24 protein-coding genes and 1 tRNA gene are annotated in these 20,867 nt (G+C 66.5%); 13 read left to right on the forward strand and 12 right to left on the reverse strand.

Translation table 11 applies throughout. From position 1 onward, the window contains the following. Entirely contained in the window at window positions 1-1,614 is a 1,614-nt protein-coding gene (locus tag PVZ77_RS21225) for a hybrid sensor histidine kinase/response regulator (RefSeq protein ID WP_273809384.1), read from the reverse strand. A gap of 234 nt (window positions 1,615-1,848) precedes the next feature. Here PVZ77_RS21225 and PVZ77_RS21230 point away from each other — a divergent pair, with 234 nt between their 5' ends. The 3 genes from PVZ77_RS21230 (at window position 1,849) to PVZ77_RS21240 (ending at window position 3,670) form a co-directional block, all read left to right on the forward strand. Continuing rightward, on the forward strand, window positions 1,849-2,235 hold the full coding sequence (locus PVZ77_RS21230; RefSeq protein WP_273809385.1) for a response regulator: 387 nt from the start codon (window positions 1,849-1,851) through the stop codon (window positions 2,233-2,235). Between the two features lie 217 nt (window positions 2,236-2,452). Beyond that, window positions 2,453-2,941: a hypothetical protein gene (locus tag PVZ77_RS21235; protein ID WP_273809387.1), complete on the forward strand. Its 489-nt coding sequence runs from the start codon at window positions 2,453-2,455 to the stop codon at window positions 2,939-2,941. A gap of 108 nt (window positions 2,942-3,049) precedes the next feature. Beyond that, complete coding sequence (locus tag PVZ77_RS21240) at window positions 3,050-3,670, forward strand: LysE family translocator (RefSeq protein WP_273809388.1); 621 nt, start codon at window positions 3,050-3,052, stop codon at window positions 3,668-3,670. A 110-nt stretch (window positions 3,671-3,780) separates the two neighbouring features. On the opposite strand, the gene PVZ77_RS21245 is transcribed toward PVZ77_RS21240, so the two are convergent. Next, window positions 3,781-4,209 (reverse strand): MerR family transcriptional regulator, encoded by a 429-nt coding sequence (locus PVZ77_RS21245; RefSeq protein ID WP_273809389.1) that lies wholly within the window; start codon window positions 4,207-4,209, stop codon window positions 3,781-3,783. A 68-nt stretch (window positions 4,210-4,277) separates the two neighbouring features. Here PVZ77_RS21245 and PVZ77_RS21250 point away from each other — a divergent pair, with 68 nt between their 5' ends. Continuing rightward, window positions 4,278-5,054, forward strand: coding sequence for a cation transporter (locus PVZ77_RS21250; protein WP_273809390.1), 777 nt, complete (start codon window positions 4,278-4,280; stop codon window positions 5,052-5,054). Between the two features lie 267 nt (window positions 5,055-5,321). Here PVZ77_RS21250 and PVZ77_RS21255 read toward each other — a convergent pair. The 3 genes from PVZ77_RS21255 to mobA all read right to left on the reverse strand — a co-directional run bounded on the left by PVZ77_RS21255 (window position 5,322) and on the right by mobA (window position 6,381). Beyond that, window positions 5,322-5,398: transfer RNA gene (locus PVZ77_RS21255), tRNA-Pro, on the reverse strand. A gap of 76 nt (window positions 5,399-5,474) precedes the next feature. Beyond that, window positions 5,475-5,696 (reverse strand): YgdI/YgdR family lipoprotein, encoded by a 222-nt coding sequence (locus PVZ77_RS21260; RefSeq protein ID WP_059314378.1) that lies wholly within the window; start codon window positions 5,694-5,696, stop codon window positions 5,475-5,477. Window positions 5,697-5,805: 109 nt separating this feature from the next. Then, window positions 5,806-6,381, reverse strand: coding sequence for a molybdenum cofactor guanylyltransferase MobA (gene mobA, locus PVZ77_RS21265; protein ID WP_273809393.1), 576 nt, complete (start codon window positions 6,379-6,381; stop codon window positions 5,806-5,808). Between the two features lie 205 nt (window positions 6,382-6,586). Between mobA and PVZ77_RS21270 the strand changes: the two genes are divergently transcribed. The 5 genes from PVZ77_RS21270 (at window position 6,587) to PVZ77_RS21290 (ending at window position 10,665) form a co-directional block, all read left to right on the forward strand. Further along, window positions 6,587-7,078 (forward strand): hypothetical protein, encoded by a 492-nt coding sequence (locus tag PVZ77_RS21270; RefSeq protein WP_273809394.1) that lies wholly within the window; start codon window positions 6,587-6,589, stop codon window positions 7,076-7,078. Window positions 7,079-7,311: 233 nt separating this feature from the next. Next, on the forward strand, window positions 7,312-7,851 hold the full coding sequence (gene moaB / locus PVZ77_RS21275) for a molybdenum cofactor biosynthesis protein B (RefSeq protein WP_007162868.1): 540 nt from the start codon (window positions 7,312-7,314) through the stop codon (window positions 7,849-7,851). Beyond that, complete coding sequence (locus tag PVZ77_RS21280) at window positions 7,848-9,044, forward strand: molybdopterin molybdotransferase MoeA (protein WP_273809396.1); 1,197 nt, start codon at window positions 7,848-7,850, stop codon at window positions 9,042-9,044. Before moaB ends, PVZ77_RS21280 begins: the two co-directional genes overlap by 4 nt. A gap of 126 nt (window positions 9,045-9,170) precedes the next feature. After that, complete coding sequence (gene yegS / locus PVZ77_RS21285) at window positions 9,171-10,115, forward strand: lipid kinase YegS (RefSeq protein ID WP_273809397.1); 945 nt, start codon at window positions 9,171-9,173, stop codon at window positions 10,113-10,115. 22 nt (window positions 10,116-10,137) lie between these two features. Continuing rightward, a complete protein-coding gene (locus PVZ77_RS21290) occupies window positions 10,138-10,665 on the forward strand; it encodes a sterol desaturase family protein (protein ID WP_273809398.1) in 528 nt (175 codons plus the stop codon). Window positions 10,666-10,704: 39 nt separating this feature from the next. Here PVZ77_RS21290 and PVZ77_RS21295 read toward each other — a convergent pair whose 3' ends face one another. The 6 genes from PVZ77_RS21295 to fni all read right to left on the reverse strand — a co-directional run bounded on the left by PVZ77_RS21295 (window position 10,705) and on the right by fni (window position 17,342). Continuing rightward, entirely contained in the window at window positions 10,705-11,238 is a 534-nt protein-coding gene (locus PVZ77_RS21295; RefSeq protein ID WP_273809401.1) for a gluconate 2-dehydrogenase subunit 3 family protein, read from the reverse strand. Window positions 11,239-11,410: 172 nt separating this feature from the next. After that, window positions 11,411-12,346, reverse strand: a complete 936-nt coding sequence (locus PVZ77_RS21300; RefSeq protein WP_273809403.1) for a phytoene/squalene synthase family protein — start codon at window positions 12,344-12,346, stop codon at window positions 11,411-11,413. A gap of 2 nt (window positions 12,347-12,348) precedes the next feature. Further along, window positions 12,349-13,845 carry a phytoene desaturase gene (locus PVZ77_RS21305; RefSeq protein WP_263258701.1) on the reverse strand — a complete coding sequence of 499 codons (1,497 nt, stop codon included), beginning with the start codon at window positions 13,843-13,845 and terminating at the stop codon, window positions 12,349-12,351. Continuing rightward, a complete protein-coding gene (gene crtY, locus PVZ77_RS21310) occupies window positions 13,842-15,035 on the reverse strand; it encodes a lycopene beta-cyclase CrtY (protein ID WP_273809406.1) in 1,194 nt (397 codons plus the stop codon). The genes PVZ77_RS21305 and crtY overlap by 4 nt, the downstream gene beginning before the upstream one ends. Beyond that, window positions 14,998-16,293: a nucleotide disphospho-sugar-binding domain-containing protein gene (locus PVZ77_RS21315; RefSeq protein WP_273809408.1), complete on the reverse strand. Its 1,296-nt coding sequence runs from the start codon at window positions 16,291-16,293 to the stop codon at window positions 14,998-15,000. The genes crtY and PVZ77_RS21315 overlap by 38 nt, the downstream gene beginning before the upstream one ends. Next, entirely contained in the window at window positions 16,293-17,342 is a 1,050-nt protein-coding gene (gene fni / locus PVZ77_RS21320) for a type 2 isopentenyl-diphosphate Delta-isomerase (RefSeq protein WP_273809410.1), read from the reverse strand. Before fni ends, PVZ77_RS21315 begins: the two co-directional genes overlap by 1 nt. Before the next feature lie 135 nt (window positions 17,343-17,477). Here fni and PVZ77_RS21325 point away from each other — a divergent pair, with 135 nt between their 5' ends. Both PVZ77_RS21325 and PVZ77_RS21330 read left to right on the forward strand, forming a co-directional pair. Beyond that, window positions 17,478-18,359, forward strand: coding sequence for a polyprenyl synthetase family protein (locus tag PVZ77_RS21325; protein WP_273809411.1), 882 nt, complete (start codon window positions 17,478-17,480; stop codon window positions 18,357-18,359). Window positions 18,360-18,426: 67 nt separating this feature from the next. Beyond that, window positions 18,427-18,651, forward strand: a complete 225-nt coding sequence (locus PVZ77_RS21330) for a hypothetical protein (RefSeq protein WP_027602825.1) — start codon at window positions 18,427-18,429, stop codon at window positions 18,649-18,651. Between the two features lie 18 nt (window positions 18,652-18,669). On the opposite strand, the gene pdeM is transcribed toward PVZ77_RS21330, so the two are convergent. Further along, a complete protein-coding gene (pdeM, locus tag PVZ77_RS21335; RefSeq protein ID WP_273809412.1) occupies window positions 18,670-19,329 on the reverse strand; it encodes a ligase-associated DNA damage response endonuclease PdeM in 660 nt (219 codons plus the stop codon). A 341-nt stretch (window positions 19,330-19,670) separates the two neighbouring features. On the opposite strand from pdeM, the gene PVZ77_RS21340 reads away from it, so the two are divergent. Together PVZ77_RS21340 and PVZ77_RS21345 are read left to right on the forward strand one after the other, a co-directional pair. Next, window positions 19,671-19,934 (forward strand): YeaC family protein, encoded by a 264-nt coding sequence (locus tag PVZ77_RS21340; protein ID WP_007162881.1) that lies wholly within the window; start codon window positions 19,671-19,673, stop codon window positions 19,932-19,934. 81 nt (window positions 19,935-20,015) lie between these two features. Beyond that, complete coding sequence (locus PVZ77_RS21345; RefSeq protein WP_273809650.1) at window positions 20,016-20,858, forward strand: DUF2797 domain-containing protein; 843 nt, start codon at window positions 20,016-20,018, stop codon at window positions 20,856-20,858. Window positions 20,859-20,867 lie beyond the last annotated feature (9 nt).

Genomic DNA, 20,867 nt, shown 5'->3' on the forward strand with positions numbered 1-20,867 from the left:
TCAGGCTATCCCGTTGGGCCCATCCAGTACCCGGCGCACCTTGCGCGCCAGATCGTTGGGGATATAGGGCTTGGAGATCACGTCGAATTCCGAACCACCGATGTCGGTACGCTCCAGGGAATTTTCGGCGTAGCCGGTGGTGAGTAGCACCTTGATGCCTGGTAACAGCCGTTTCACCTCGCGTGCCAGCATCACGCCGTTCATGCCGCCGGGCATGATCAGGTCGGTGAACAGCAGATCGAACGGCTGCTCGCTTTCCCGCAGCACCCGCAGGGCTTCGCTGGCGTTGAAGGTGATCTGCGCCGTGTAGCCATAGTCCTCCAGCACCAGCTTGGCCAGCTCGGCGACATCGGGGCGGTCCTCCACTATGAGGATGCGTTCCGTGCCGTTGCGGCGCTCCGAGCGCTGCTCCTTTTGCTGATGGGTGATGAGGCTGTCATCCACCGGGAAGTACAGGCGCAGGGTGGTACCGACGTCCTCTTCCGAATAGATGCGTACCGTGCCACCGGATTGCTTGGCGAAGCCGTAGACCATCGACAGTCCGAGGCCCGAGCCCTTGCCTTCTTCCTTGGTGGTGAAGAAGGGATCCATCACCCGGTTGCGGATGCTGGCGGGCATGCCATGGCCGTTGTCGGTGATCGCCAGGCTGACATAGCGACCGGGCATGAGGCCGTCGTAGGACATGTTCGCCAGCTCGCGCACCTCGACGTTGCGCGTCTCGATACCCACGCTGGGCCGTGGCCGATCCGCGAGGGCATCGCGGGCGTTGATCAGGATGTTGAGCAGCGCTACCTCGGCCTGGGTAGGATCGATGCGGCAATTCCACAGCTCGGGGTCCAGCTGGGTGCGGATCTCCACGTCGCCCAGGGTCCGCTCGGCCAACTCGTGGGAGGATCGAATAAGGTTGTTCAGGTTGAGCACCCGGCCTTCGAGCTTCTGCTTGCGCGAGAAGGCCAGGAGTTGCTGGGTAAGGGTGCTGGCGCGTTCGGCCGCTGACTTGGCGTGGGTGGCGCTGCGGACGATGCGATCCTGATCGAAGCTGGTCTTCTCCGCAGTGCGCTGGATGATGTCGATATAGCCCATCATCACCTGCAGCAGGTTGTTGAAGTCGTGGGCGATCCCGCCGGTGAGCTGGCCGAGCGCTTCCATCTTCTGCGCCTGGCGCAGGGCGTCCTCGGCGTCGCGACGGCGACTGACATCCAGCTGGGAGGCAAAGTAGTAGGTCAGTTCGCCCGCATCGTTGTACACCGGCGAGACGAACAGCGCGTTCCAGAAGGTAGAGCCGTCCTTGCGATAGTTGATGATCTCCACCGAGATCTCGCGCTCCTGCTCCACCGCCTCACGAACCTGGGCGACCACCGAGCGATCCGTTTCCGGGCCCTGCAGGAAACGGCAGTTGCGCCCCAGCAGCTCGTCCACCTGGTAGCCGGTCATCTCGGTGAAGGCATTGTTGGCGAAGAGGATGGGGTTGTCCGGCTGGTTGGGATCGGTGATCAGCATCGGCATCCGCGTGGTTTCCACGGCGGCGAAGAAGATGTTCTTGCCTTCGTGCGAGACATCGCTCGTCGCGGAATTGTCGACCCGCGCCTTGCGGGGTGGGTGCTTCTGGCTCACGGGGGCGGAATCCTTGCGCAGGCAAAATTGGGCGTCTTGGCCCTCAGACAGCCAAGCGGCGGAAAAACTTCATTTGTGCCCCTCGCGAGGCCGTCTGGCATCACCGTTTTCGAGGCTGAAAGCCAGGCGTGGCGTGGCTTTGGCGGCCATTTGCCAGCGTACCGCTCACCTGCCTGGGGTGACCGTTAGGTAAGTTTCCGGAGAACCTCTCCAACCTCCGCTGTCTGACCTGCCATGAAGCCGAGAAGCCTTGAAATACAAAGACAAATTCTTGTTCTGGAAGATGATCCGGGGCAGCGCGAGCTGCTGACCGAAATCCTCACCGAACAGGGCCTGGATGTCGTGGCGGTCGCTTCCAGTGATGAGGCCCTGGCCCATATGGATACCCGCGGCAGCGATACCAAGATGGTCATCGCTGATGTCAACGTGCCGGGCATGCTGGACGGCCTGGCGTTCGCCCAGCTCGCCGCCGTCAGTTGGCCCACGGTGCCGTTTATCATCATCTCCGGCTACATCGACCAGGATCTCGCCATCCTGCCACGCCGCGCGGCCTTCCTGCCCAAGCCCTGGAGCGTGGCCGATCTCAGTCAACTGGTCGAGAGCCTGCTGCCGCGTCGCTAGGTTCCTGCTTCATGGGTGGCGCGACTTGCCCGTGCCGGCCTGCCGCCTTGGGCGGGTCATGCCTCCTTTCGTCCCCCGAATAGACGCGCTCGTCGGCAGTGCCCCGTTTCGAGTGGCCAAATGATATGACGTCCGTCGGCATGCCTGGGTTGCAGGGAACCAAAAGCGCTGAACGCTATCAATGTGCCATCTATTCCCGACTGGCAAGGAGCGCTTCATGGACGCAGTCATCACCCAGATTTCTCAGATCACCGATTGGGAATTTCTCATTGCGCTGGAGCGCAGCCTGGAAAGCCGCGGTCGCCTCGACCTAGTGGCCAGAGAAGCCCTCGAACGCCAGGGCAATCTGCTCTCGCGCCGCTACCTGATGCAGAAGGGCAAGCTTGGCAACGGTCCCTTCACCCCGGTGGAAAACGAGATCCTCGACGTCCTGGCCATGGCCACCGCCGCGCTGCGTCGTAGCCGTCGCCTGCCCCATAACATCGTCAAGAGCCTGCGTGCCGGTGGCCTGATCGAGGCGGTCGAGCGCAACGTCTGCCACGCCGGTGCCCTGCAGTGTCGCACCGACTTCGAGGCCGACGGCATCGCCCGCGGGACCCTGGAGCGCATCGTCGATCGCAATCCCCAGGCCTTCGAGCTGGAAGCCCGCCGCGCCGCCGCTCGCTACATTGCCGACCAGGAACCCGCCTTCCGCGCCGCCGGCTGAGCCTCGGCATGGCCGCCTGTGGGCGGCCATCGCGGTGCCGGAGCAGGCTGATCGCCGTTCCGGCCCGTGCTACCGTTTCCAGCCTATCCAGCCGGAACGAGTCCCATCATGCCCCTCGTTGACAACCTGCTGGCCTTCACCCTGGCCGCGTCTTTGCTCACCATCACTCCGGGCCTCGACACCGCGCTGATCCTGCGCACCGCCGCCGTCGAAGGCCGCGCCCAGGCCTGGCATGCCGCCCTGGGAATCAATGCCGGCTGCCTGCTCTGGGGCGCCGCCGTGGCCTTCGGCCTGGGCGCGCTGCTGGCGGTCTCGGAACTGGCCTATACGCTGCTGAAGTATTGTGGCGCTGCCTACCTCTGCTGGCTCGGCCTCAACCTGCTGCTGCGCCCCCGTGACGCCATCGCACCCGCGACAGGCGAGGGCGGCACAGGCTCCAACTGGTTTCTCAAGGGGATGCTGGGCAATGTGCTCAATCCCAAGGTCGGCATCTTCTATGTATCCTTCCTGCCCCAGTTCATTCCCCAGGGCCAACCCCTGATCGCCTGGACCTTCGGCCTGGTCGCTATCCATGTGGCGCTGGGCCTGCTCTGGTCCCTGACCCTGATCGGCGCCACTCGCACCCTCGGCGAAGCCTTGCGCAAGGCGGCGGTGATCCGCTGGCTGGACCGGGTGACGGGGGTGGTCTTTCTGTTGTTCGCCGCCAAGCTGGCGTTGAGTCGGCGGTAGAGCGGGGGAGGGCTGCGCTACTGCGGGGTGTAAAAGCCAACCCCGGAAACGACAAAGCCCGCGCTCGGCGGGCTTTGGGGCGTAAGCGCGCAGGTGGCTGCCCCTTTTGGCTAGGGCGCCAAAGCCCCATGCTTCGGCGTACCTGCCAATGACTCGATGATCCGGCATTCCGCTATGGTCCCGCCCTGGCAGCACGCCAACAGCCGCTGCAATTCGCCTTCCAAGGCGCGCAGATCGGCGAGCCGCTGCCGCACCTGCTGCAGGTGTCCTGCCACCAGACTATCCACGGCATCGCAAGGCGCCTGCCGCCGATCCGCCAGGCCGAGTAGCTCGCGGACTTCCTCCAGGCTGAAGCCCAGGCGGCGGGCACGTCTGACGAAAAGCAGCCGATCCCGCTCGGCTGGGCCGTACAGTCGGTAGCCGGACGCGGAGCGCGTCGAAGTCGGCAGCAAGCCTTCCTTTTCGTAGTAGCGGATGGTGACGGTCTTGGTATCCGTGGCCTTGGCTAGCTGACCGATGGTATAGGCAGATGCGTTCATGGCATTGACCCTATAGCGACTATAACCCTCAGCCTAAGCCAAATCTTGAGCGTTGCGGAGAGGGTGCCGTGGACAGTTGCTGCGAAAACAAGGCCGGTGAGCTGGCTCAGCTACGGAGTCGCCAGAGTCGCGTCCTCTACAGTGTGCTGGCGATTAATGCCGTGATGTTCCTGGTTGAGTTCGCCGCCGGTTGGCTTTCGGGTTCCACCGCGCTGCTGGGGGATTCTCTGGATATGTTCGGCGATGCCTCGGTCTATGCCTTGACGCTGTTCGTGCTGCATCGCAGCGATAGCGCCCGCGCCGGTGCTGCCTTGGTGAAAGGTGGGTTCATGCTGGTGTTCGGCGTGCTGGTGATCGCAGACGCCGTACACAAGGTGATGCTGCAGGAGGTGCCCCAGGCGGACTGGATGGGCACTGTGGGACTCGTCGCGCTTCTCGCCAACACCTACTGCTTCTATCTGCTGTATAGCCATCGCGCGGACGATCTGAACATGAGGTCCACCTGGATCTGTTCACGGAACGATCTGGTCGCCAATACCAGCGTGGTGCTGGCCGCCATCCTGGTGGCTGTCACGGGCAGCCTGTGGCCAGACGTCCTGGTCGGTCTGGCCATCGCCGCGCTGTTCCTGCACTCGGCCTGGCAGGTCAGTCGTGAGGCCTACCGCGCATGGCTGCTTGCTTCGGAAGGGCAGGGAAAGCCAGCGCAAGAGCGGCAAGCCGCGCCGTTGCAGGAGACGCCGGTGCCTTCCTGCTGCGGCGGTAAGGCGCCAGCTGTCATCGTGGAGCCTGGACAGCGCGTTCCGCCTGCTCCGTGCTGCGCTTCCGCTAGCAAGGGTGGCTCTTGAAGCCTTGAAATAGGGAGGCTGCCCGTAGGGGGTCTGTCGCTGTCCAGGCAGGGTCGGGCCAGCTGATCTTCTCGCCTCCTGGCGCACGGACGATCCACCACCATGGCATCCGTTTCCCGGTTTGGCATGCCGGAGACCAAGACCAGCGCCTGCCGGAGCCGTCGTGCAGGAGAGAAAAGAGGCGAGCGCCGCCAGAGCAAATAGCCAGACGCCAGAAACGACAAAGCCCGCACTGGGCGGGCCTTGGGTGATCCTTGCGGATCAGATTGGTCGGAGCGACTGGATTCGAACCAGCGACCTTCTCGTCCCGAACGAGACGCGCTACCAAGCTGCGCTACGCTCCGTAATGGATGGCGCGCATTCTACCTAAAACTCATGCAAGCACAAGGGGTTAGGTAAAAAAATCGCGCCGGGCAGGAATCAGAGCTCCTTGATGGTGCGAACCTGGTCCTTGTTGATGCGGGTCGGCTTGCCGTCGAGCTGCTTGAACGTATAGAAACCCGAGTCGTCATCGTACTTCGGCGTGTCGGTGGCCTGGATCTCGCGGCCATCGTTGAGGGTGATGACGCTGGGGGTGGAGCAGCCGGCGAGCAGGGCGCTGGCGACGACCAGCAGGGCGGCGGGGAGCAGGTGCTTGTTCATGTGACGGTCTCCTTTCTTGGCAACCAAGCGGGCTTAGGACCGCGGGTGCGGGGCCGAGTTCGTCCCGGAACCGCTGGGTCACGGCCTCTGGCCTGGTGGATCGCCGGGCTCAGAGCGCGTTTTCCAGGGCCGCGGGATCGTTGAAGTTGGCCAGACGACCATCGTCTTCGGCGAACTCCACGGCGGTCAGGCCCAGCGGCAGCAGGGCGCCGCGCGGGCTGCGTTCGCCGTCCGCCCAGGCCTGGCGCAAGGCGGGCAGCAGGCGCCTGGGCAGGGCGCTGAACAGCGGTTGCCAGTAGCCGCCCTGGCGCGCCATCACCGGGCCTTGGCTCGCCTGGGCTGCGGTCAGCAGCTGGCGGGCGAGGGCGGCATCGATTCGCGGCGCATCGCAGGGCAGCAGCAGCACCCAGTCATGCCGCGCCACGGCGAGCCCGGCGAGGATGCCGGCCAGGGGGCCGGGAAAGTCCGGTTCGGCATCGGCGACCAGCTGATCGGCCCACTGGGCATAGCGCTCTGCATTGCGATTGCAGGAGATCACCAGGTCATCGGTCAGGGCCCGTACCGCGGCCTGCACCTGGGCCACCAGCGGCTGGCCCTGCCACTCCACCAGGCCCTTGTCGCGCCCACCCATGCGCTGGCCGCGACCGCCGGCCAGGATGAGGATGGAAGAGGGGAGCAGTGGCATGCAGGAGGCCTCGGGCTTTCGGACGCCGGGATCGGGCGTCCATCCTAGCCTGGTTTCGCCGCCGGGGGCCGGCCAGGGCGGGCTTTATCCGGGCGGGACTGCTGGGCTAGACTCGAGCGCGTCCCGTGCAAAGGGGCGTGCTAGACACCTTTGATTCCTGCCGCGCGGTGGCGGGGAGTCCCTGCCCAGAAGGAGTTTGCAAACGATGAAGACGATGCTGCTTTCCGCGTTGGCCCTGGCTGCCTTGCCCGCCTTTGGCGCCGGCGGTGGTGAACCCCCATCGGTCAAGATCACCTTTGGCCAGCCGACCGTCCGGCAGAAGCTGTTCTACGACAAGCTCTACGAGAAGAAGCCCTATCCCGACGCCACCCTCTATTACTACAGCAACGGCGTCTACAAGATCATCTCGCCCGGCGAAGAGCACTATGGCGTCTACGTGGTGCACGGCAGGCTGACCGACGACCAGTACCAGGTGGATTTCATCTCCCTGCCATCCGCGGACTGGGGCGGGAAGACGGCCCGGCATTTCCTCACGTTCGATCGCAAGGCCGGCACCTTCACCCAGCAGGCGACCTGGGAAGAGGACCCGAACATCGCCCCGCAATACGGTCGTTTCAGTCAGGGTGCCAACGACATCGCCGATCCGCGTCCCATCACGTGGGAGACTCACGCCGAAGGCGAGCAACGCCAGCGCTAGGTCACGCCAGCGGCGCCCTCTCGGTTGAAGGGGCGTCGGCTTTTCCTCTAGGCTGTGACGATGCAGCCTTCCCGGACCTTCACGCCGATCGGGGTCAACAGTGACCCTCACTGTCGGAGCGGCCACCTTCCGGCCGCTGCCAGTCCAATGCTCACCCCATTTGGGAAACCCGTTGCCCGTCCAGCGGTCTTCCGCTGCACCCTTTCCTTCGCACTCTTCGGAAATCCAACCAGATGAGCCACAAAGCCGAGGCGGTTTTCGTACCGCTGAACATCGCTGTCCTGACGGTCAGCGACACCCGCACCTTCGAGACCGATACCTCGGGTCAGCTGTTCGTCGACCGCCTGGAGGCCGCCGGTCACTTCCTCGCCGACCGCGTGCTGCTCAAGGATGACCTCTACCGGATCCGCGCCCAGGTCGCCCACTGGATCGCCGAAGACCAGGTGCAGGTGGTGCTGATCACCGGCGGGACCGGCTTCACCGGTCGCGACAGCACCCCGGAAGCCGTCGCCTGCCTGCTGGACAAGCAGGTGGATGGCTTCGGCGAGCTGTTCCGCCAGATCTCCGTGGCCGACATCGGCACCTCCACCGTCCAGTCCCGGGCGCTGGCCGGTCTCGCCAATGGCACCCTGGTCTGCTGCCTGCCGGGTTCGACCAACGCCTGCCGTACCGCCTGGGACGGCATCCTCGCCGAACAACTGGACAACCGTCATCGCCCCTGCAACTTCGTGCCGCATCTCAAGCAGGCCGAGCCCTGCGGGCCGCGCGGATGAGCCTGCTGTCGCTGGAAGAGGCCCTGGCCCGGCTGCTGGCCCTGGCAGCCGAAGACGGTCCCTTGCCCCATGAGCAGGTGGCCCTGGAAAACGCCGACGGGCGCATCCTGGCCGCGCCCCTGGTGGCCGACCTGGACCTCCCGCCGTGGGACAACAGTGCCATGGACGGCTATGCCCTGCGCCTGGACGACTGGCAGGGCGAGCCGCTGCGGGTCTCCCAGCGCATCTTCGCCGGCCAGGCACCGGCGCCCCTGGAGCCGGGCACCTGTGCGCGCATCTTCACCGGCGCGCCCGTCCCGGCGGGTGCCGACTGCGTGGAGATGCAGGAAAACACCGAGGTGCTGGGCGACGGTCGGGTGCGCTTCGTCGAGCAGCTGCGGCCGGGTCGCAACATCCGCCGCCGCGGCAACGAGGTCCGGGTGGGTGACGAGGTGCTGTCGGCCGGTACCGCTCTGGGTCCGGCGGAGCTGGGGGTCGCCGCGTCCCTCGGGCGCGCCCAGCTGAACGTCTTTCGCCGCCTCAAGGTCGCGGTGCTGTCCACCGGCGATGAACTCGTGGCGCCCGGACAGCCGCTCGGTCCGGGGCAGATCTACAACAGCAATCGCGCCCTGCTCATCAGCTGGCTGCGGCGGCTGGGTTGCGAGGTGTCGGACCAGGGCATCCTGCCGGACGATCTCGCCGAGACCCGCAGGCGGCTGGGCGCGCTGCAGGCCGATCTGATCCTCTCCACCGGCGGTGTCTCCGTGGGTGAGGCCGACTATCTGGGCCAGGCCCTGCGCGAAGAAGGCGAGCTGACCCTGTGGAAGCTGGCGCTCAAGCCGGGCAAGCCGCTCACCTGCGGACGCTTTCGTGGTATCCCGCTGATCGGCCTGCCGGGCAATCCGGCGTCCACCCTGGTGACCTTCGGCCTGCTGGCACGCCCCTATCTGCTGCGCCGGGCCGGCAAGATCGACGTGGCACCGCTGAGCGTCGAGGTACCGGCAGGGTTCGACTGGCCGCGTGCCGGTGCGCGCCGCGAATACCAGCGGGCGCGCCTGGAAAATGGCCGGGCGGTACCCCATCGCAACCAGGGCTCCAATGTGCTGCAGACGGCGGCCTGGGCCCATGGGCTGGTGGAGATCCGTGAGGACCGTACCTTCGCCGTCGGTGGTCCGGTGCGCTTCATCCCCTTGGCCGAACTGCTCAAGGCCTAGACAACCGGCAGTCAGGACTGAACGTGGCCGTTGGGCCACAGTCCTAGTCTCCAGATTCGCTCGCCGGGCGCTGCCCGGTACCTGACGCGGCATCTCGCCGCGCAGAGCCAACCTTGGACGACAGACATGACGACGACAGGCACCCTGGCTGACGCAGCCCTGGTCATTCTCAATGGCAAGGAAACCGGTAACGAGGACGTTCGGGAGGCCATTCTCGAACGGCGTGCCGCCGGTCATCGCATCGATGTGCGGGTGACCTGGGAAGAAGACGATGCCGCGCGCTTCGTCGAGCAGGCGACCCGCGAAGGCTATGGCACCCTGGTGGCGGCCGGTGGCGACGGCACCCTGCGCGCCGTGGCCGAAGCCATGGCGCAGAATCACAGCCAGGCACGCCTCGGCCTGCTGCCGCTGGGCACCGCCAACGACTTCGCCCGGGCGGCGGGTGTGCCGGCGGAGCCTGCGGCGGCGCTGGCGCTGCTGGATGGCCCGACCAGTGCCATCGATCTGGTCGAAGCGGAAGGCCAGCTGTTTCTCAACATGGCTACCGGCGGCTTCGGCTCCCAGGTCACTGCCAATACCCCCGGCGAACTCAAGCGCCTGCTGGGTGGCGCGGCCTACTTCCTCACCGGCCTGACCCGCTTCGCCGAAGTGCATTCGGCCCATGGCCGCTTCCGCGGTCCCGGCTTCGAGTGGGAGGGTGAATTCCTTGCCCTGGGCATCGGCAACGGTCGCCAGGCCGGCGGTGGCCATGTGCTCTGTCCCACCGCCGTGGTCAACGATGGCCTGCTCGACGTGGGCATCCTGCCAGCGTCCCAGGACGTGCTCGGTACCCTTGGCGAATTCCTCAGCAAGGGCTTCAGCACCGAAGAGATGTTTGTCCGCGCGCGGCTGCCCTGGGTGGAGTTGGAAGCCGCAGAAGGTTTGGACATGAACCTCGACGGCGAACCGGTCAAGCGAGACCGGGTGAGATTCGAGGTGCGTCCGGGTATCCTGCAGGTCTGTCTACCGGTGGATTCGCCCCTGCTGGGCGCGACCGCCGGTACCCTGGCCGAACCGACGGCGACGTCCTGAGCAGGCGCCTGCGGAGGTAACGTTGGAGCTACTGATCAATGCGGGAATCGTGCTGGCCACCGTGGCGGGGATGGAAGTCTTCGCCTGGTGGTCGCACAAGTACATCATGCACGGCTGGGGATGGGGCTGGCATGAGTCCCACCACCGCCCGCGCACGGGCTGGTTCGAGAAGAACGATCTCTATGCGGTCGTCTTCGCCGGCCTGGCCATCCTGCTGATCGCCCTGGGTAATGCCGGCTACTGGCGCCTGCAGTGGATAGGGGCCGGCATGACTCTCTACGGTCTGCTGTACTTCATCGCCCACGATGGCCTGGTGCATCAGCGCTGGCCCTTCCGCTACATCCCGCGCACCGGCTATCTGAAGCGGCTCTATCAGGCGCATCGCATGCACCATGCGGTGGACGGCAAGGACGGCTGCGTGTCCTTCGGCTTCCTGTTGGCACCGACCACCCAGCAGCTCAAGCAGCAGTTGCGCGAGATACATGGCGGCGCCCTGGATTCCTCGCGCGAACGCAAGGCCCGGGATCAGGTGCAGGAAGAAGCGGACTAGGCAGGAGCGGAAGCGCCTCCAGGGAGGCGCTAGCCGGGGTCAGGCGACGGCGGGGGTGTCGTCGTAGGCAGCGAACAGCGAATGAGCGTACTGGCTGCGCTCGCTCTCGTTGCGCAGCAGATCGATGAATTCCTTGGCGGGCGGGTTCAGGGTGCCCGCTTCGGCGGCGGTGACCACCTGGGCCTGTTCACCAGCTGCCAGTTCGGCGAAACCGGCACCCAGGCGCTCGGTGCAGTAGCTGTTCACCACCGCCAGGCCGTCACGCAGCAGATCGCGCAGGTTGGCGCCCTGCTGCACCTGGGCCTGCTCGTCGAAGGGATCGACGATGTTGGAACGGTCGCCGTGAGCGTAGGGGGTCAGCATGTGGCGATCAATGAATTCGGGCAGGCGGGTATCGGCCTGTTCGCTGTCGGCCTGCAGGTGAGCGCAGAGGGCGACCAGGGTGCGCCACTGGATGGCGTTGAAGAATTCGGGCTTGTAGCCGGACTGCGCGTTAGCGGAAAGGCCAAGGGCAAGTAGTGACGAGGAGGCAGCGAAGCGATCGTGTGAAACAGCCGTTTCCGTCTTGTGCATGTGCAAATCCCATACTCGTAGGCTGACTACCGGATGCAGCGCTCTGGCTCAGGCATCCATCCATCCGCGGCCCGCGAGGGGTCGCTTTAATCCGACCCGTTTATCGCATAAAAGTTTGCTGTTGGGCATCCCCGAGATGCACGCAAATGTGACCGGCGCGCAATCACTGGCGTCAGCGCCGTGGCCGGGTCCAGAGCCTGGCCGGACGCGGCTCGTCGCGCTGGTGCCTGGAAAGCATGGCGCGCGCGGCGCCGCGGCAGACCAGGCGCAGCTTGTCGGCGGTGCTGGTGCTGACGCGCTGGTCCCAGGCATGGCTGCCCAGTTGCAGCACCTGGACGCCGATCTCGCGGTAGACGCCACGGGCGGTGGCGATGGCCCAGGCCGAGCGCAGGGGCAGGGCGGCGATGCCCTGGCGTGCCGAGTCATAGTAGGGCTCGGCCAGGCGCACCAGCCGCTCGGCCAGTTGGGCGACCGCTTCGCGATGGCGCGGCTCCGCTAGTTCACCCGCCGGCACGCCGACTTCGTCGAGCCACAGGCGTGGCAGGTAGATGCGCCCGATACGGGCGTCCTCGACGATGTCGCGGGCGATGTTGGTGAGCTGGAAGGCCATGCCCAGGTCGCAGGCGCGATCCAGGGTTTCCTCGTCTTCGGCGCCCATGATGCGCGCCATCATCACCCCGACCACCCCGGCGACGTGGTAGCAGTACTCCAGGGTGTCTTCGAGTTCCACATAGATGCGTTCCTCGACATCCATGCGAAAGCCGGCGAGGTGATCCAGCGGCAGCGCCAGGGGAATGCCATGGCGCCTGACCACCCGCTGAAAGGCGGCGAAGGCCGGATCCTGCAGCGGCTCATCGCCGTAGGCGGCGCGGGTCAGGCGTTCCAGTTCGGCCAGGCGTTCGCGCCCGGCGCGGCGATCGCCGTCGACCTGGCCATGGCCCAGTTCCTGGCCATCGATGACGTCGTCGCAATGGCGGCACCAGGCATAGAGCAGCACGGCGCTCTCGCGGGTCTCGGGAGCGAACAGCTTGGCGGCTGCGGCAAAGCTCTTGGAACCGACGGCGATGCTCTGCTCGGCGTGGTCGACGACGTCATGGGTGGCTGGCATGGCTAACCGTGCTCCTCGAGGATGACGCTGGCGGTGGCCTTGGCCGAGCCGACCACGCCCGGGACGCCGGCCCCGGGATGGGTGCCCGCGCCGACCAGGTAGAGGTTGGGGATGACACTATCGCGATTGTGCGGCCGGAACCAGGCGCTCTGGGTGAGGATGGGCTCCAGGGAGAAGGCCGAGCCAAGGTGGGCATTGAGCTCCTGGCGGAAATCGGCCGGGGTGAAGATGCGCGAGGTGACCAAATGCTCGCGCAGGCCGGGCATGTAGCGCTCCTCCAGGTAGGCGAGGATCTTGTCGCGCAGGCGCGGACCCTCCACGCTCCAGTCGACGTCGGCATTGCCCAGGTGCGGCACCGGCGCCAGCACGTAGTGAGAACTGTGCCCGGGGGGTGCCAGCGACGGATCGGTGACGCAGGGGGAGTGCAGGTAAAGCGAGAAGTCGTCCGGTACACCCGGGCCCTTGAACAGTTCGTCGATCAGGCCGCGATAGCGCTGGCCGAAGCAGACCATGTGGTGTTCGAGGCCCACCGGCGGCTGGCTCAGGCCGAAGTGGATGACGAACAGCGACATGCTGTGTCGCTTGCGCTTGAGGCGGTTGCTCTCGACCACGCCATGGGTGTGGTGACCGAGCAGCTTGCGATAGGTATGCACCACGTCGGCGTTGGAGGCCACCAGGTCGGCCTCGAGCTGGCTGCCATCGGCCAGGCAGACGCCGGTGGCCCTATTGCCTTCGGTGAGGATGCGCTCCACCGGCGTGTTCAGGCGCACTTCGCCGCCGAGGTCGGTAAAGAGCTTCAGTAGGCCCAGGACCAGCTGATGGGTGCCACCCTTGGCGAACCAGACGCCCCACTTGCGTTCCAGCGCATGGATCAGCGCATAGATCGAGGAGGTGGCGAAGGGATTGCCGCCCACCAGCAGGGTGTGGAAGGACAGCGTCTGGCGCAGCTTCTCGCTCTTCACGAAGCGCGACACCTGGGTGTAGACGCTGCGCCAGGCCGTGAGCTTGGCCAGCTTGGGACCCGCGGCGAGCATGTCGCCGACCTTGAGGAAGGGCTTGGCGCCGAGGCGGATGTAGCCTTCTTCGAACACCGCCTGGGAATAGGCCAGGAAGCGCTGGTAGCCGGCCACGTCGTCTGGCTCCAGGGCACGGATCTGCTCGTCCAGCCGGGCCTGGTCGTTGACGTAGTCGAAGCGGGTGCCGTCTTCCCAGCACAGCTGGTAGAAGGGGCTGACCGGCAAGAGCTCCACATAGTCGCTCATCTGCCGGCCGCTCAGGGCGAACAGCTCTTCCAGTGCCGAGGGATCGGTGAGGACCGTGGGGCCGGCGTCGAAGGTGAAGCCCGCCTCCTCATAGACGTAGGCACGGCCGCCAGGCTTGTCGCGGCCCTCGATGAGGGTGGTGGCGATGCCGGCCGACTGCAGGCGGATCGCCAGGGCGATACCGCCGAAGCCGGCGCCGATGACGATGGCCCGCTTGGGCCCGTTACCTTGGGTCATGGTGCTTCCTTGGACTGAGGGGGACGAGCCAGCGCGGCATCCAGGGCTGGTTTCAGCGGCACCGGCGGTTTGCCGGAGAGGATGCGCAGCCGATCGAAGGCGGTGAGGCGGCCGGCGTAGAAACGCTGGATCAGCGGTTCGCCGAGGCCGTAGAACCTTTGCATGACGCGCACCCGGTGCTCGGGACGGCCAGCGAGAAACAGCATGCGATTGAGCAGGCGGAAAAAGCCCTGTTGCTGCCAGCGCCCCTGGGCGTACTGCCGCAGGGAGTCGCGCAGCCTGGCGCTGGAGGTCAAGGGTTGCGCGGCCAGATGCTCCGCCAGGCGCACCGCCTCCGGCAGCGAGTAACCGGTGGTGGGGTGGAACAGCCCCGCGGCCAGGCCGATGGGCGCGCCGGCGCTGACGTTGTCCCAATAGCGGTCGAGATCGCCGCCCAGGGTGATGGGCAGCACGCCCTGTTCTTCGCGCAGTACCTCGGCGATTTCCCAGCCCTGCTGCCGGGCATAGTCGGTCAGGTGCTGGCGCAGGCGTTCCGCGGGGAGGCTTTCGCCGTCCGCATAGTAGGTGTCTTCGATCAGCAGCCGGTCGGGTGTCAGTGGCAGGCTGTAGACGAAGCGATAGCCGTCCAGCTGATCGACGGTGGCGTCCATCACGATGGGTTCGGCCAGGCCATGGGGGCGAACCAGGCGCACCTCCTGGCCGAGAAATTTCTGATAGCCGAGCCAGAGCGCCGGATCGGGTCGCGGGCCGCGGGCGTCGATCACCGCGCCGGCGGCCAGGGTGTAGCCGTCGGCGAACACCACGCCATCGTCCTGCAGGCGCAGCACCTCGCGGCCCAGCAGCAGGCGCTCGGCCGGCAGCCGAGCGCTCAATACCTCATGGAAGCGTTCTGCGCTGATGCTGGCATAGCCGCTGCCGAGGTGCCGCTGGCGCGTGGGGAAGCGCACCTCGTAGCCCGGCCAGCGATGGGCGACCAGGGGCTCGATCCAGGCATGCTGCGGCGCGGTGAGGTCCGGCTCGTGGAAGGACCAGGTGTGGTTGCCGCCCAGCCGCGGACCGGCTTCCACCAGGCGCCAGTCCAGCTCCGGACGGGTTTCCGCCAGGCGCAGGGCGAGCAGGCCGCCGGCCAGGCCGCCGCCGACGATCAGCAGGTCAGGACGCACGTTCGAGTCCTCGCCCGGCCAGGCCATCCACCAGGCGGGCGGCAGCCGCGACCCCGCCGGCCGCCTGGGTAATGGGCACGAAGCGTTCGGCCGCCCGGCGATAGGCCGGGTCGGCCAGCACGGCGCCCAGGGCCTGGGTCAGGCGGGCCTTGCTGGCCAGGCGCGGTGCCAGGCAGATGCCGGCGCCGACCCGTTCCAGGCGGCGGGCGATGCCGGGCTGGTCGAACACCATGGGCAGGGCGAGCATAGGTTTGCCAGCCGCCAGGGCGTCCAGCACGGTATTGAAGCCACCATGGGTGATGACTGCATCGGCGCGGGCGATGGCCGCCTCCTGGGGCGCGAAGTCGGTGACCCAGGTGGCGCCGTCGTCCAGCAGACGGCGTTCGGCACTGGCCTCCAGACGTCCGCAGTGGGCGATCAGCACCTGGACGCCGAGGTGGCGACAGGCTTGGGCGATGCGGCGGAACAGCGGTAGCCGGCCACCCTGCAGGGTGCCGAAGGAGGCGAAGACGAAGGGCCGGCGCGGATCGATTTCCAGTTCCAGCCGTTGCTCACGCACCGCCGGCGAGCGCAGCGGCCCGACCTCGTGAAAGTGCGGCGGCGGGGCATGACGCGGAAAGTCGAAGCCCGGCAGGCACTGGCTCAGCTGCAGGTACGGCGAAAAGCAGTCGTCGAGGGTCCGCCGCTCGCCGAGGCCGAAGGCCTGGGCCTGGCGCTGGATGACCTTGCCCTGGCCGCGCATCATCAGGTCGAACACCTGGGTGGCGCCCTGGACGATCTGCTGCTCCCGCTCGGTGCCGGGGTAGGCGAAGGGCAGGGTGGGCAACGGCAGGTGGGGCTCACGATTCATCGGCACGGCGCAGGCCAGCGACGCATAGGGCAGGCCCAGGTGGTCGCCGAGCAGTCCACCGGCCGGTTCCATCTGGTCGGCGATCAGGCAGTCGACCTTGAGGTCGCGCAGGGCGGCCGGGCCTTCGCGGCAGAACAATTCGGTATTGCGCGCCATGTCGGCGATCACGCCGAATACCGACCAGGGCTTGCTGCTGGCGGTACGCGCCAGCAGGGGCGCCAGGCTGCCGCGCGGATGGCTGGTCGCGCCCAGGGCCTGGAACTGGATACCTGCCGGCAACGCACGATCGCCCACGTCCACCTGGTGCAGCAGGGTGACCCGGTGGCCAAGCGCGACCAGCGCCTCGCCCAGCACCAGATGGGTGGACAGGTGGCTCGGCAGCGGCGGCGAGATCAGGGCGACATGCATGGCGGCGTCCGGTCGGGTGTCGGCCACTATGGGCACCGCCGCGGCGCGGCGTCCAGCAGCTCGGCCTGGCGCAAGCCGGCCAGATCCGCCGAGCCGGTACAGAAGCAGGCGATGCGCAGCTGTTCGATCACCACCCGGAAATGCGCGATCACCGCCTCGGTGGATTCGGTGGCGCCGGGCAGGGCCGCGGCGGCCTGGCCGGCCAGGTCCGCGCCGAGACGGATGGCCTTGGCCACGTCGATACCATCGCGGATGCCGCCCGAGGCAATCACCGTCGCGTGGGGGCAGGCGGTGCGCACCTGGCGCAGGCTCTCGGCGGTGGGGATACCCCAGTCGGTGAAGGCACGGGCGATGGCGTGCTGCTGCTCGTCACGGGCACGTTCGGCTTCCACCGCGGCCCAACTGGTGCCACCGGTTCCGGCGACATCCAGCACCGCCACGCCGGCCTCCAGCAGTTGCCTGGCGACCCGGCCCGACAGACCGGCGCCGACTTCCTTGACGACCACTGGCACGGGCAGTTGTGTAACCAGATTTTCCAAGGCTGCCAGAATGCCGCGCCAGCGGCGATCGCCCCCCGCCTGCACGGCTTCCTGCAGGGGATTGAGATGCACGATCAGGGCGTCTGCCTCGATCATCTCCACCGCGCGCCGCGCCTCGTCGAGGCCGTAGCCGGCCACCAGCTGCGCGGCGCCGAAGTTGGCCAGCAGCGGCACATCCGGCGCCAGGCGGCGCAATTCGCCGGTCAGGCCCTGATCGCCACCCTGCTGCAGGGCGATGCGCTGGGAACCGACCGCCAGGGCGATGCCCAGGGTCTGGGCCGCTTCGGCGAGGTGGCGATTGATCTGCGCCGCCCGCTCTGGCCCGCCGGTCATGGAGCTAATCAGCAGCGGCGCGGCCAGGGGACGACCGAACAGGCGGGTGCCCAGGTCGACCTCGTCGAGATTCAGCTCGGGCAGGGCGCAGTGCGTGAAGCGGTAGGCGTCGAAGCCCGTGGTGACGGCGCTACGGGCCTTGTGGGGATCCAGCACGATGTCCAGATGATCGTTCTTGCGGCTTGCCAGTTCCCAATCCACCATGTCTTCTAGAGTCCGCCCTGAATGACCTTTCGTCGGTCGTTGTGGTCTGGTAGGGGACGACGGGTTCGCTTTGCGAAGACCTAATCCACCGAGGTGCGACCGTTCGTCGGTTCCACATATGGAGTATCTCGACTCATGGCGACCGTATTAGTGCCGAACGCGACAGACAATTTTGCCGCTGCGCTGCAGTGGCAGCGTACCCGTATCGACGAGCGTCTGGCAGTACTGTTACCGCCCGGTGGCGATCCGGTCGCCGCAGCGATCCGCAGTGGGGTCATGACACCGGGCAAGCGGCTGCGTCCGCTGCTGATGGTGCTGGCCGCCGAGGACCTGGGTCAGTCCGACGAAGCCGTCCTCGACCTGGGCTGCGCCGTGGAAATGGTCCACGCCGCCTCGCTGTTCCTCGATGATATGCCCTGCATGGACGATGCCCGCCTGCGTCGCGGTCGGCCGACGCTGCACGTCGAATTCGGCGAAGACGTCGCCATGCTGGCCGCGGTCGCCCTGCTCAGCCATGCCCTGCGCCTGGTCGCGGGCCTCTCGGGCGTACCGGCGGAAACCCGTACCCAGATGGTCTGCCAACTGGCCGATGCGGTCGGCACTGCCGGTCTGGTCTGTGGCCAGTACCACGACCTGCACGGCGGTCGCCAGACGCGTCCGGCCGATGCCATCGCGCTGACCAACCAGCTCAAGACCGGTGCGCTGTTTTCCGCGGCCATGGGCATGGCCGGTGTCACCCTGGTCACCACCGCCACGCAGCGTGAAGCCTTCCACGTCTTCGCCTGCCAGCTCGGCCTGGCCTTCCAGCTGCTCGATGATCTCGACGACGGCAAGGGCCTGGGCAAGGACGCCGGCAAGGATGGCGACAAGTCCACGCTGGTCAGCCTGCTCGGCCGTGACCATGCTCAACGCCAGTTACAAATTCACCTCAGGCAGGCCCGCGAGGCTCTGGCCGCGGCCGGTTGCGCCAAGGGCGCCCTGGCCGGACTGCTGGATATCGTCTTTCGTCCGCGTTAGGGCGAATTACTGGGCATCCGGCCCTCTAATCTCTCGATAGCCCCGTTTTCGTGTGAGGAGTCCTGAGATGTCGAAGTGGAAAATTGCTTACAGCAACGTTGATGGCAATACCTCGGTGGTCACCACCGATGCTGACCAGAAGCCGGACATGGAGCGGGTCGCCCAGATCGTCCGTGACGATGCCCTGGAAGAGTACGATGACAGCGAAGTGCCACGGGATTACGACGAGCCCACGGTAGCCCTGCTGGAGCGCCACGGCATCACCATCACCGGGATCACCGAGGAAGGCTGATCTCCAGGGTATCTGGCGCTAGCGCAAGGGCCAGATACCGCCATCCCCCACTACGAAGATCCGTCGCGCCGGATCGGGTGCCAGCAGGTGCCCGCCGGTGAAATCGCCGAAGGCCGGCAGGATCAGCACCTCGTCATTTTCCAGGCAGAAGCAGGGCAGGCGCAGCGCCTGGCGCCCGCGGCCCTGCAGGCGAAAGGCCGGATGGATATGACCGGCCAACACCGGCAATCGCGAGTGCGGATCGGGTTCGTGCTGCAACGACAGACCATCCAGTTCCAGCGGTTCGCCCACCACGTCGATGCCCAGGGCGGCGGGCGGATCTCCGGCACGGCGATCGTGGTTGCCACGGATCAACAGCAGCCGCAGATGGGCCTGGTGTTCCCGCCAGCGCTCCAGGGTGTCCAGGGTCAGGGGCGCGCGGGATTCCGGAGCGTGCAGGAAGTCACCGAGAAAGATGATCTCCTGGCAGTCGTACCGAGCCAGCAGGCCATCCAGTCGGGCGATGTTGCCCGCGGTGGTGCCGTGGGGCACCGGTTGGCCCAGGGCCCGGAAGGCCGCCGCCTTGCCGAAATGGATGTCCGCCACCAGCAACGCCCGGCGTGCCGGCCAGTAGATGGCCTTTTCCGCGAGCAGCCAGAGTTCGACACCGGCGAGGATGAGGGAGTGGTAGGCAGGCATGGGGTCTCCAGAAAGCGCTTCCTGCTCTGATGGCGGCCAGGTGCCAGGGTTCAGACCTGTTGGAGGGTAGGCCTTACCTCGGATGACTCGGGGATAGAGGCTGTGTCGTTTTCCACGCTACGGGATACGCACCCGCGTAGGTTGGGTTGAGCGCAGCGAAGCCCAACGGCCCAATCGGCATCGTCACCCTTGGGCTTCGACGAGGGAGCCGTCTCAACCCGACCTACCGCGACCCTGGGCCTGGAGCCCAGAAACAACCTATGACCACCATTGAACCAGGCCAGGTGCACCGTCGCTGGCAGCCCGGTAAACTGACGGTTCACTAGAGTCCGGAGCGACCCATGTCGACATCCTTCGCCCAGATGCTGGAAAACATCACCCCCGATATCTACGAGGGCCTGAAGCTGGCCGTGGAGATCGGCAAGTGGCCGGACGGCCGCAAGCTCAGTCGCGACCAGGTCGAGCTCTGCCTGCAGGCGGTGATCGCCTACGAGGCCAAGCACCTACCCGAAGACCAGCGGACCGGCTACATGGGTCCCCAGGAGTGCGCCTCCAAGTCGGTGCCCATCGAGAACATCCTGTTCAAGTCCGACGCCATTCACTGATCCCGCCGAGCCAACGATGAGGCGCCCTTCGTCGCGAAGAGGCGCCTCGCGTCTTTTAGAAACAGAGAAATTCCCACCGTGATGACCGAACTGGGCCGTGGCGCCCTGCGCAAGATGGCCGTGACCCTGGCCGACCCCGTCAACTATGCCTTTCGCCTCGATGAGCGCGAGGTGCCGGTCAATCCGCTGATCGGCCGTCGCGTGCGGCTCGAATACCTGGGTGCCATCCATTGCACCCATTGCGGACGCAAGACCCGCAAGAGCTTCAGCCAGGGCTATTGCTATCCCTGCTTCACCGCCCTGGCCCAGTGCGACAGCTGCATCGTCAGCCCCGAGAAGTGCCACTACGAACACGGCACCTGCCGCCAGCCAGAGTGGGGCGAGGCCTATTGCATGGTGCCCCACATCGTCTACCTGGCCAATTCTTCGGGCCTCAAGGTCGGCATCACCCGCGCCACCCAGCTGCCCACCCGCTGGATCGACCAGGGCGCCTACCAGGCGCTGCCGATCCTGAGGGTCGCCACCCGCCAGCAGTCCGGCCTGGTGGAAGACGTGCTGCGCAGCCAGGTAGGCGATCGCACCAACTGGCGGGCCATGCTCAAGGGCGTGGCCGCGCCGGAAGACCTGGTCGCGGTGCGCGAGCGGATCTTCGATGCCTGTGCCCAGGGCCTGGACGATCTCCAGGGTCGCTTCGGCCTGCAGGCGATCCAGCCGGTGGTCGACATGGCGCCCATCGAGATCCATTATCCGGTGACGGTCTATCCCACCAAGGTGGTCAGCCATGACCTGGAAAAGACCCCCGTGGTGGAAGGCACGCTGCTGGGCATCAAGGGTCAATACCTGATGTTCGATACCGGCGTGATCAACATTCGCAAGTACACGGCCTATCAGCTGGCCGTGTCCGCCTCCGCAGCAGAGATGTAAGGACGTAAG

Source organism: Pseudomonas sp. SHLD1 (genome assembly GCF_028640935.1).
In the GTDB taxonomy this organism is placed as follows: Bacteria; Pseudomonadota; Gammaproteobacteria; order Pseudomonadales; family Pseudomonadaceae; genus Chryseomonas; species Chryseomonas aestiva.

Bases quoted from the DNA above. Each gene is read 5' to 3' on its own strand.
- PVZ77_RS21230 (WP_273809385.1), top strand. From the start codon at position 1,849: ATGAAGCCGAGAAGCCTTGAAATACAAAGACAAATTCTTGTTCTGGAA.
- PVZ77_RS21235 (WP_273809387.1), top strand. From the start codon at position 2,453: ATGGACGCAGTCATCACCCAGATTTCTCAGATCACCGATTGGGAATTT.
- PVZ77_RS21240 (WP_273809388.1), top strand. From the start codon at position 3,050: ATGCCCCTCGTTGACAACCTGCTGGCCTTCACCCTGGCCGCGTCTTTG.
- PVZ77_RS21245 (WP_273809389.1), bottom strand. From the start codon at position 4,209: ATGAACGCATCTGCCTATACCATCGGTCAGCTAGCCAAGGCCACGGAT.
- PVZ77_RS21260 (WP_059314378.1), bottom strand. From the start codon at position 5,696: ATGAACAAGCACCTGCTCCCCGCCGCCCTGCTGGTCGTCGCCAGCGCC.
- mobA (WP_273809393.1), bottom strand. From the start codon at position 6,381: ATGCCACTGCTCCCCTCTTCCATCCTCATCCTGGCCGGCGGTCGCGGC.
- PVZ77_RS21270 (WP_273809394.1), top strand. From the start codon at position 6,587: ATGAAGACGATGCTGCTTTCCGCGTTGGCCCTGGCTGCCTTGCCCGCC.
- moaB (WP_007162868.1), top strand. From the start codon at position 7,312: ATGAGCCACAAAGCCGAGGCGGTTTTCGTACCGCTGAACATCGCTGTC.
- PVZ77_RS21280 (WP_273809396.1), top strand. From the start codon at position 7,848: ATGAGCCTGCTGTCGCTGGAAGAGGCCCTGGCCCGGCTGCTGGCCCTG.
- yegS (WP_273809397.1), top strand. From the start codon at position 9,171: ATGACGACGACAGGCACCCTGGCTGACGCAGCCCTGGTCATTCTCAAT.
- PVZ77_RS21295 (WP_273809401.1), bottom strand. From the start codon at position 11,238: ATGCACAAGACGGAAACGGCTGTTTCACACGATCGCTTCGCTGCCTCC.
- PVZ77_RS21300 (WP_273809403.1), bottom strand. From the start codon at position 12,346: ATGCCAGCCACCCATGACGTCGTCGACCACGCCGAGCAGAGCATCGCC.
- PVZ77_RS21305 (WP_263258701.1), bottom strand. From the start codon at position 13,845: ATGACCCAAGGTAACGGGCCCAAGCGGGCCATCGTCATCGGCGCCGGC.
- crtY (WP_273809406.1), bottom strand. From the start codon at position 15,035: ATGGCCTGGCCGGGCGAGGACTCGAACGTGCGTCCTGACCTGCTGATC.
- fni (WP_273809410.1), bottom strand. From the start codon at position 17,342: ATGGTGGATTGGGAACTGGCAAGCCGCAAGAACGATCATCTGGACATC.
- PVZ77_RS21325 (WP_273809411.1), top strand. From the start codon at position 17,478: ATGGCGACCGTATTAGTGCCGAACGCGACAGACAATTTTGCCGCTGCG.
- PVZ77_RS21330 (WP_027602825.1), top strand. From the start codon at position 18,427: ATGTCGAAGTGGAAAATTGCTTACAGCAACGTTGATGGCAATACCTCG.
- pdeM (WP_273809412.1), bottom strand. From the start codon at position 19,329: ATGCCTGCCTACCACTCCCTCATCCTCGCCGGTGTCGAACTCTGGCTG.
- PVZ77_RS21340 (WP_007162881.1), top strand. From the start codon at position 19,671: ATGTCGACATCCTTCGCCCAGATGCTGGAAAACATCACCCCCGATATC.
- PVZ77_RS21345 (WP_273809650.1), top strand. From the start codon at position 20,016: ATGACCGAACTGGGCCGTGGCGCCCTGCGCAAGATGGCCGTGACCCTG.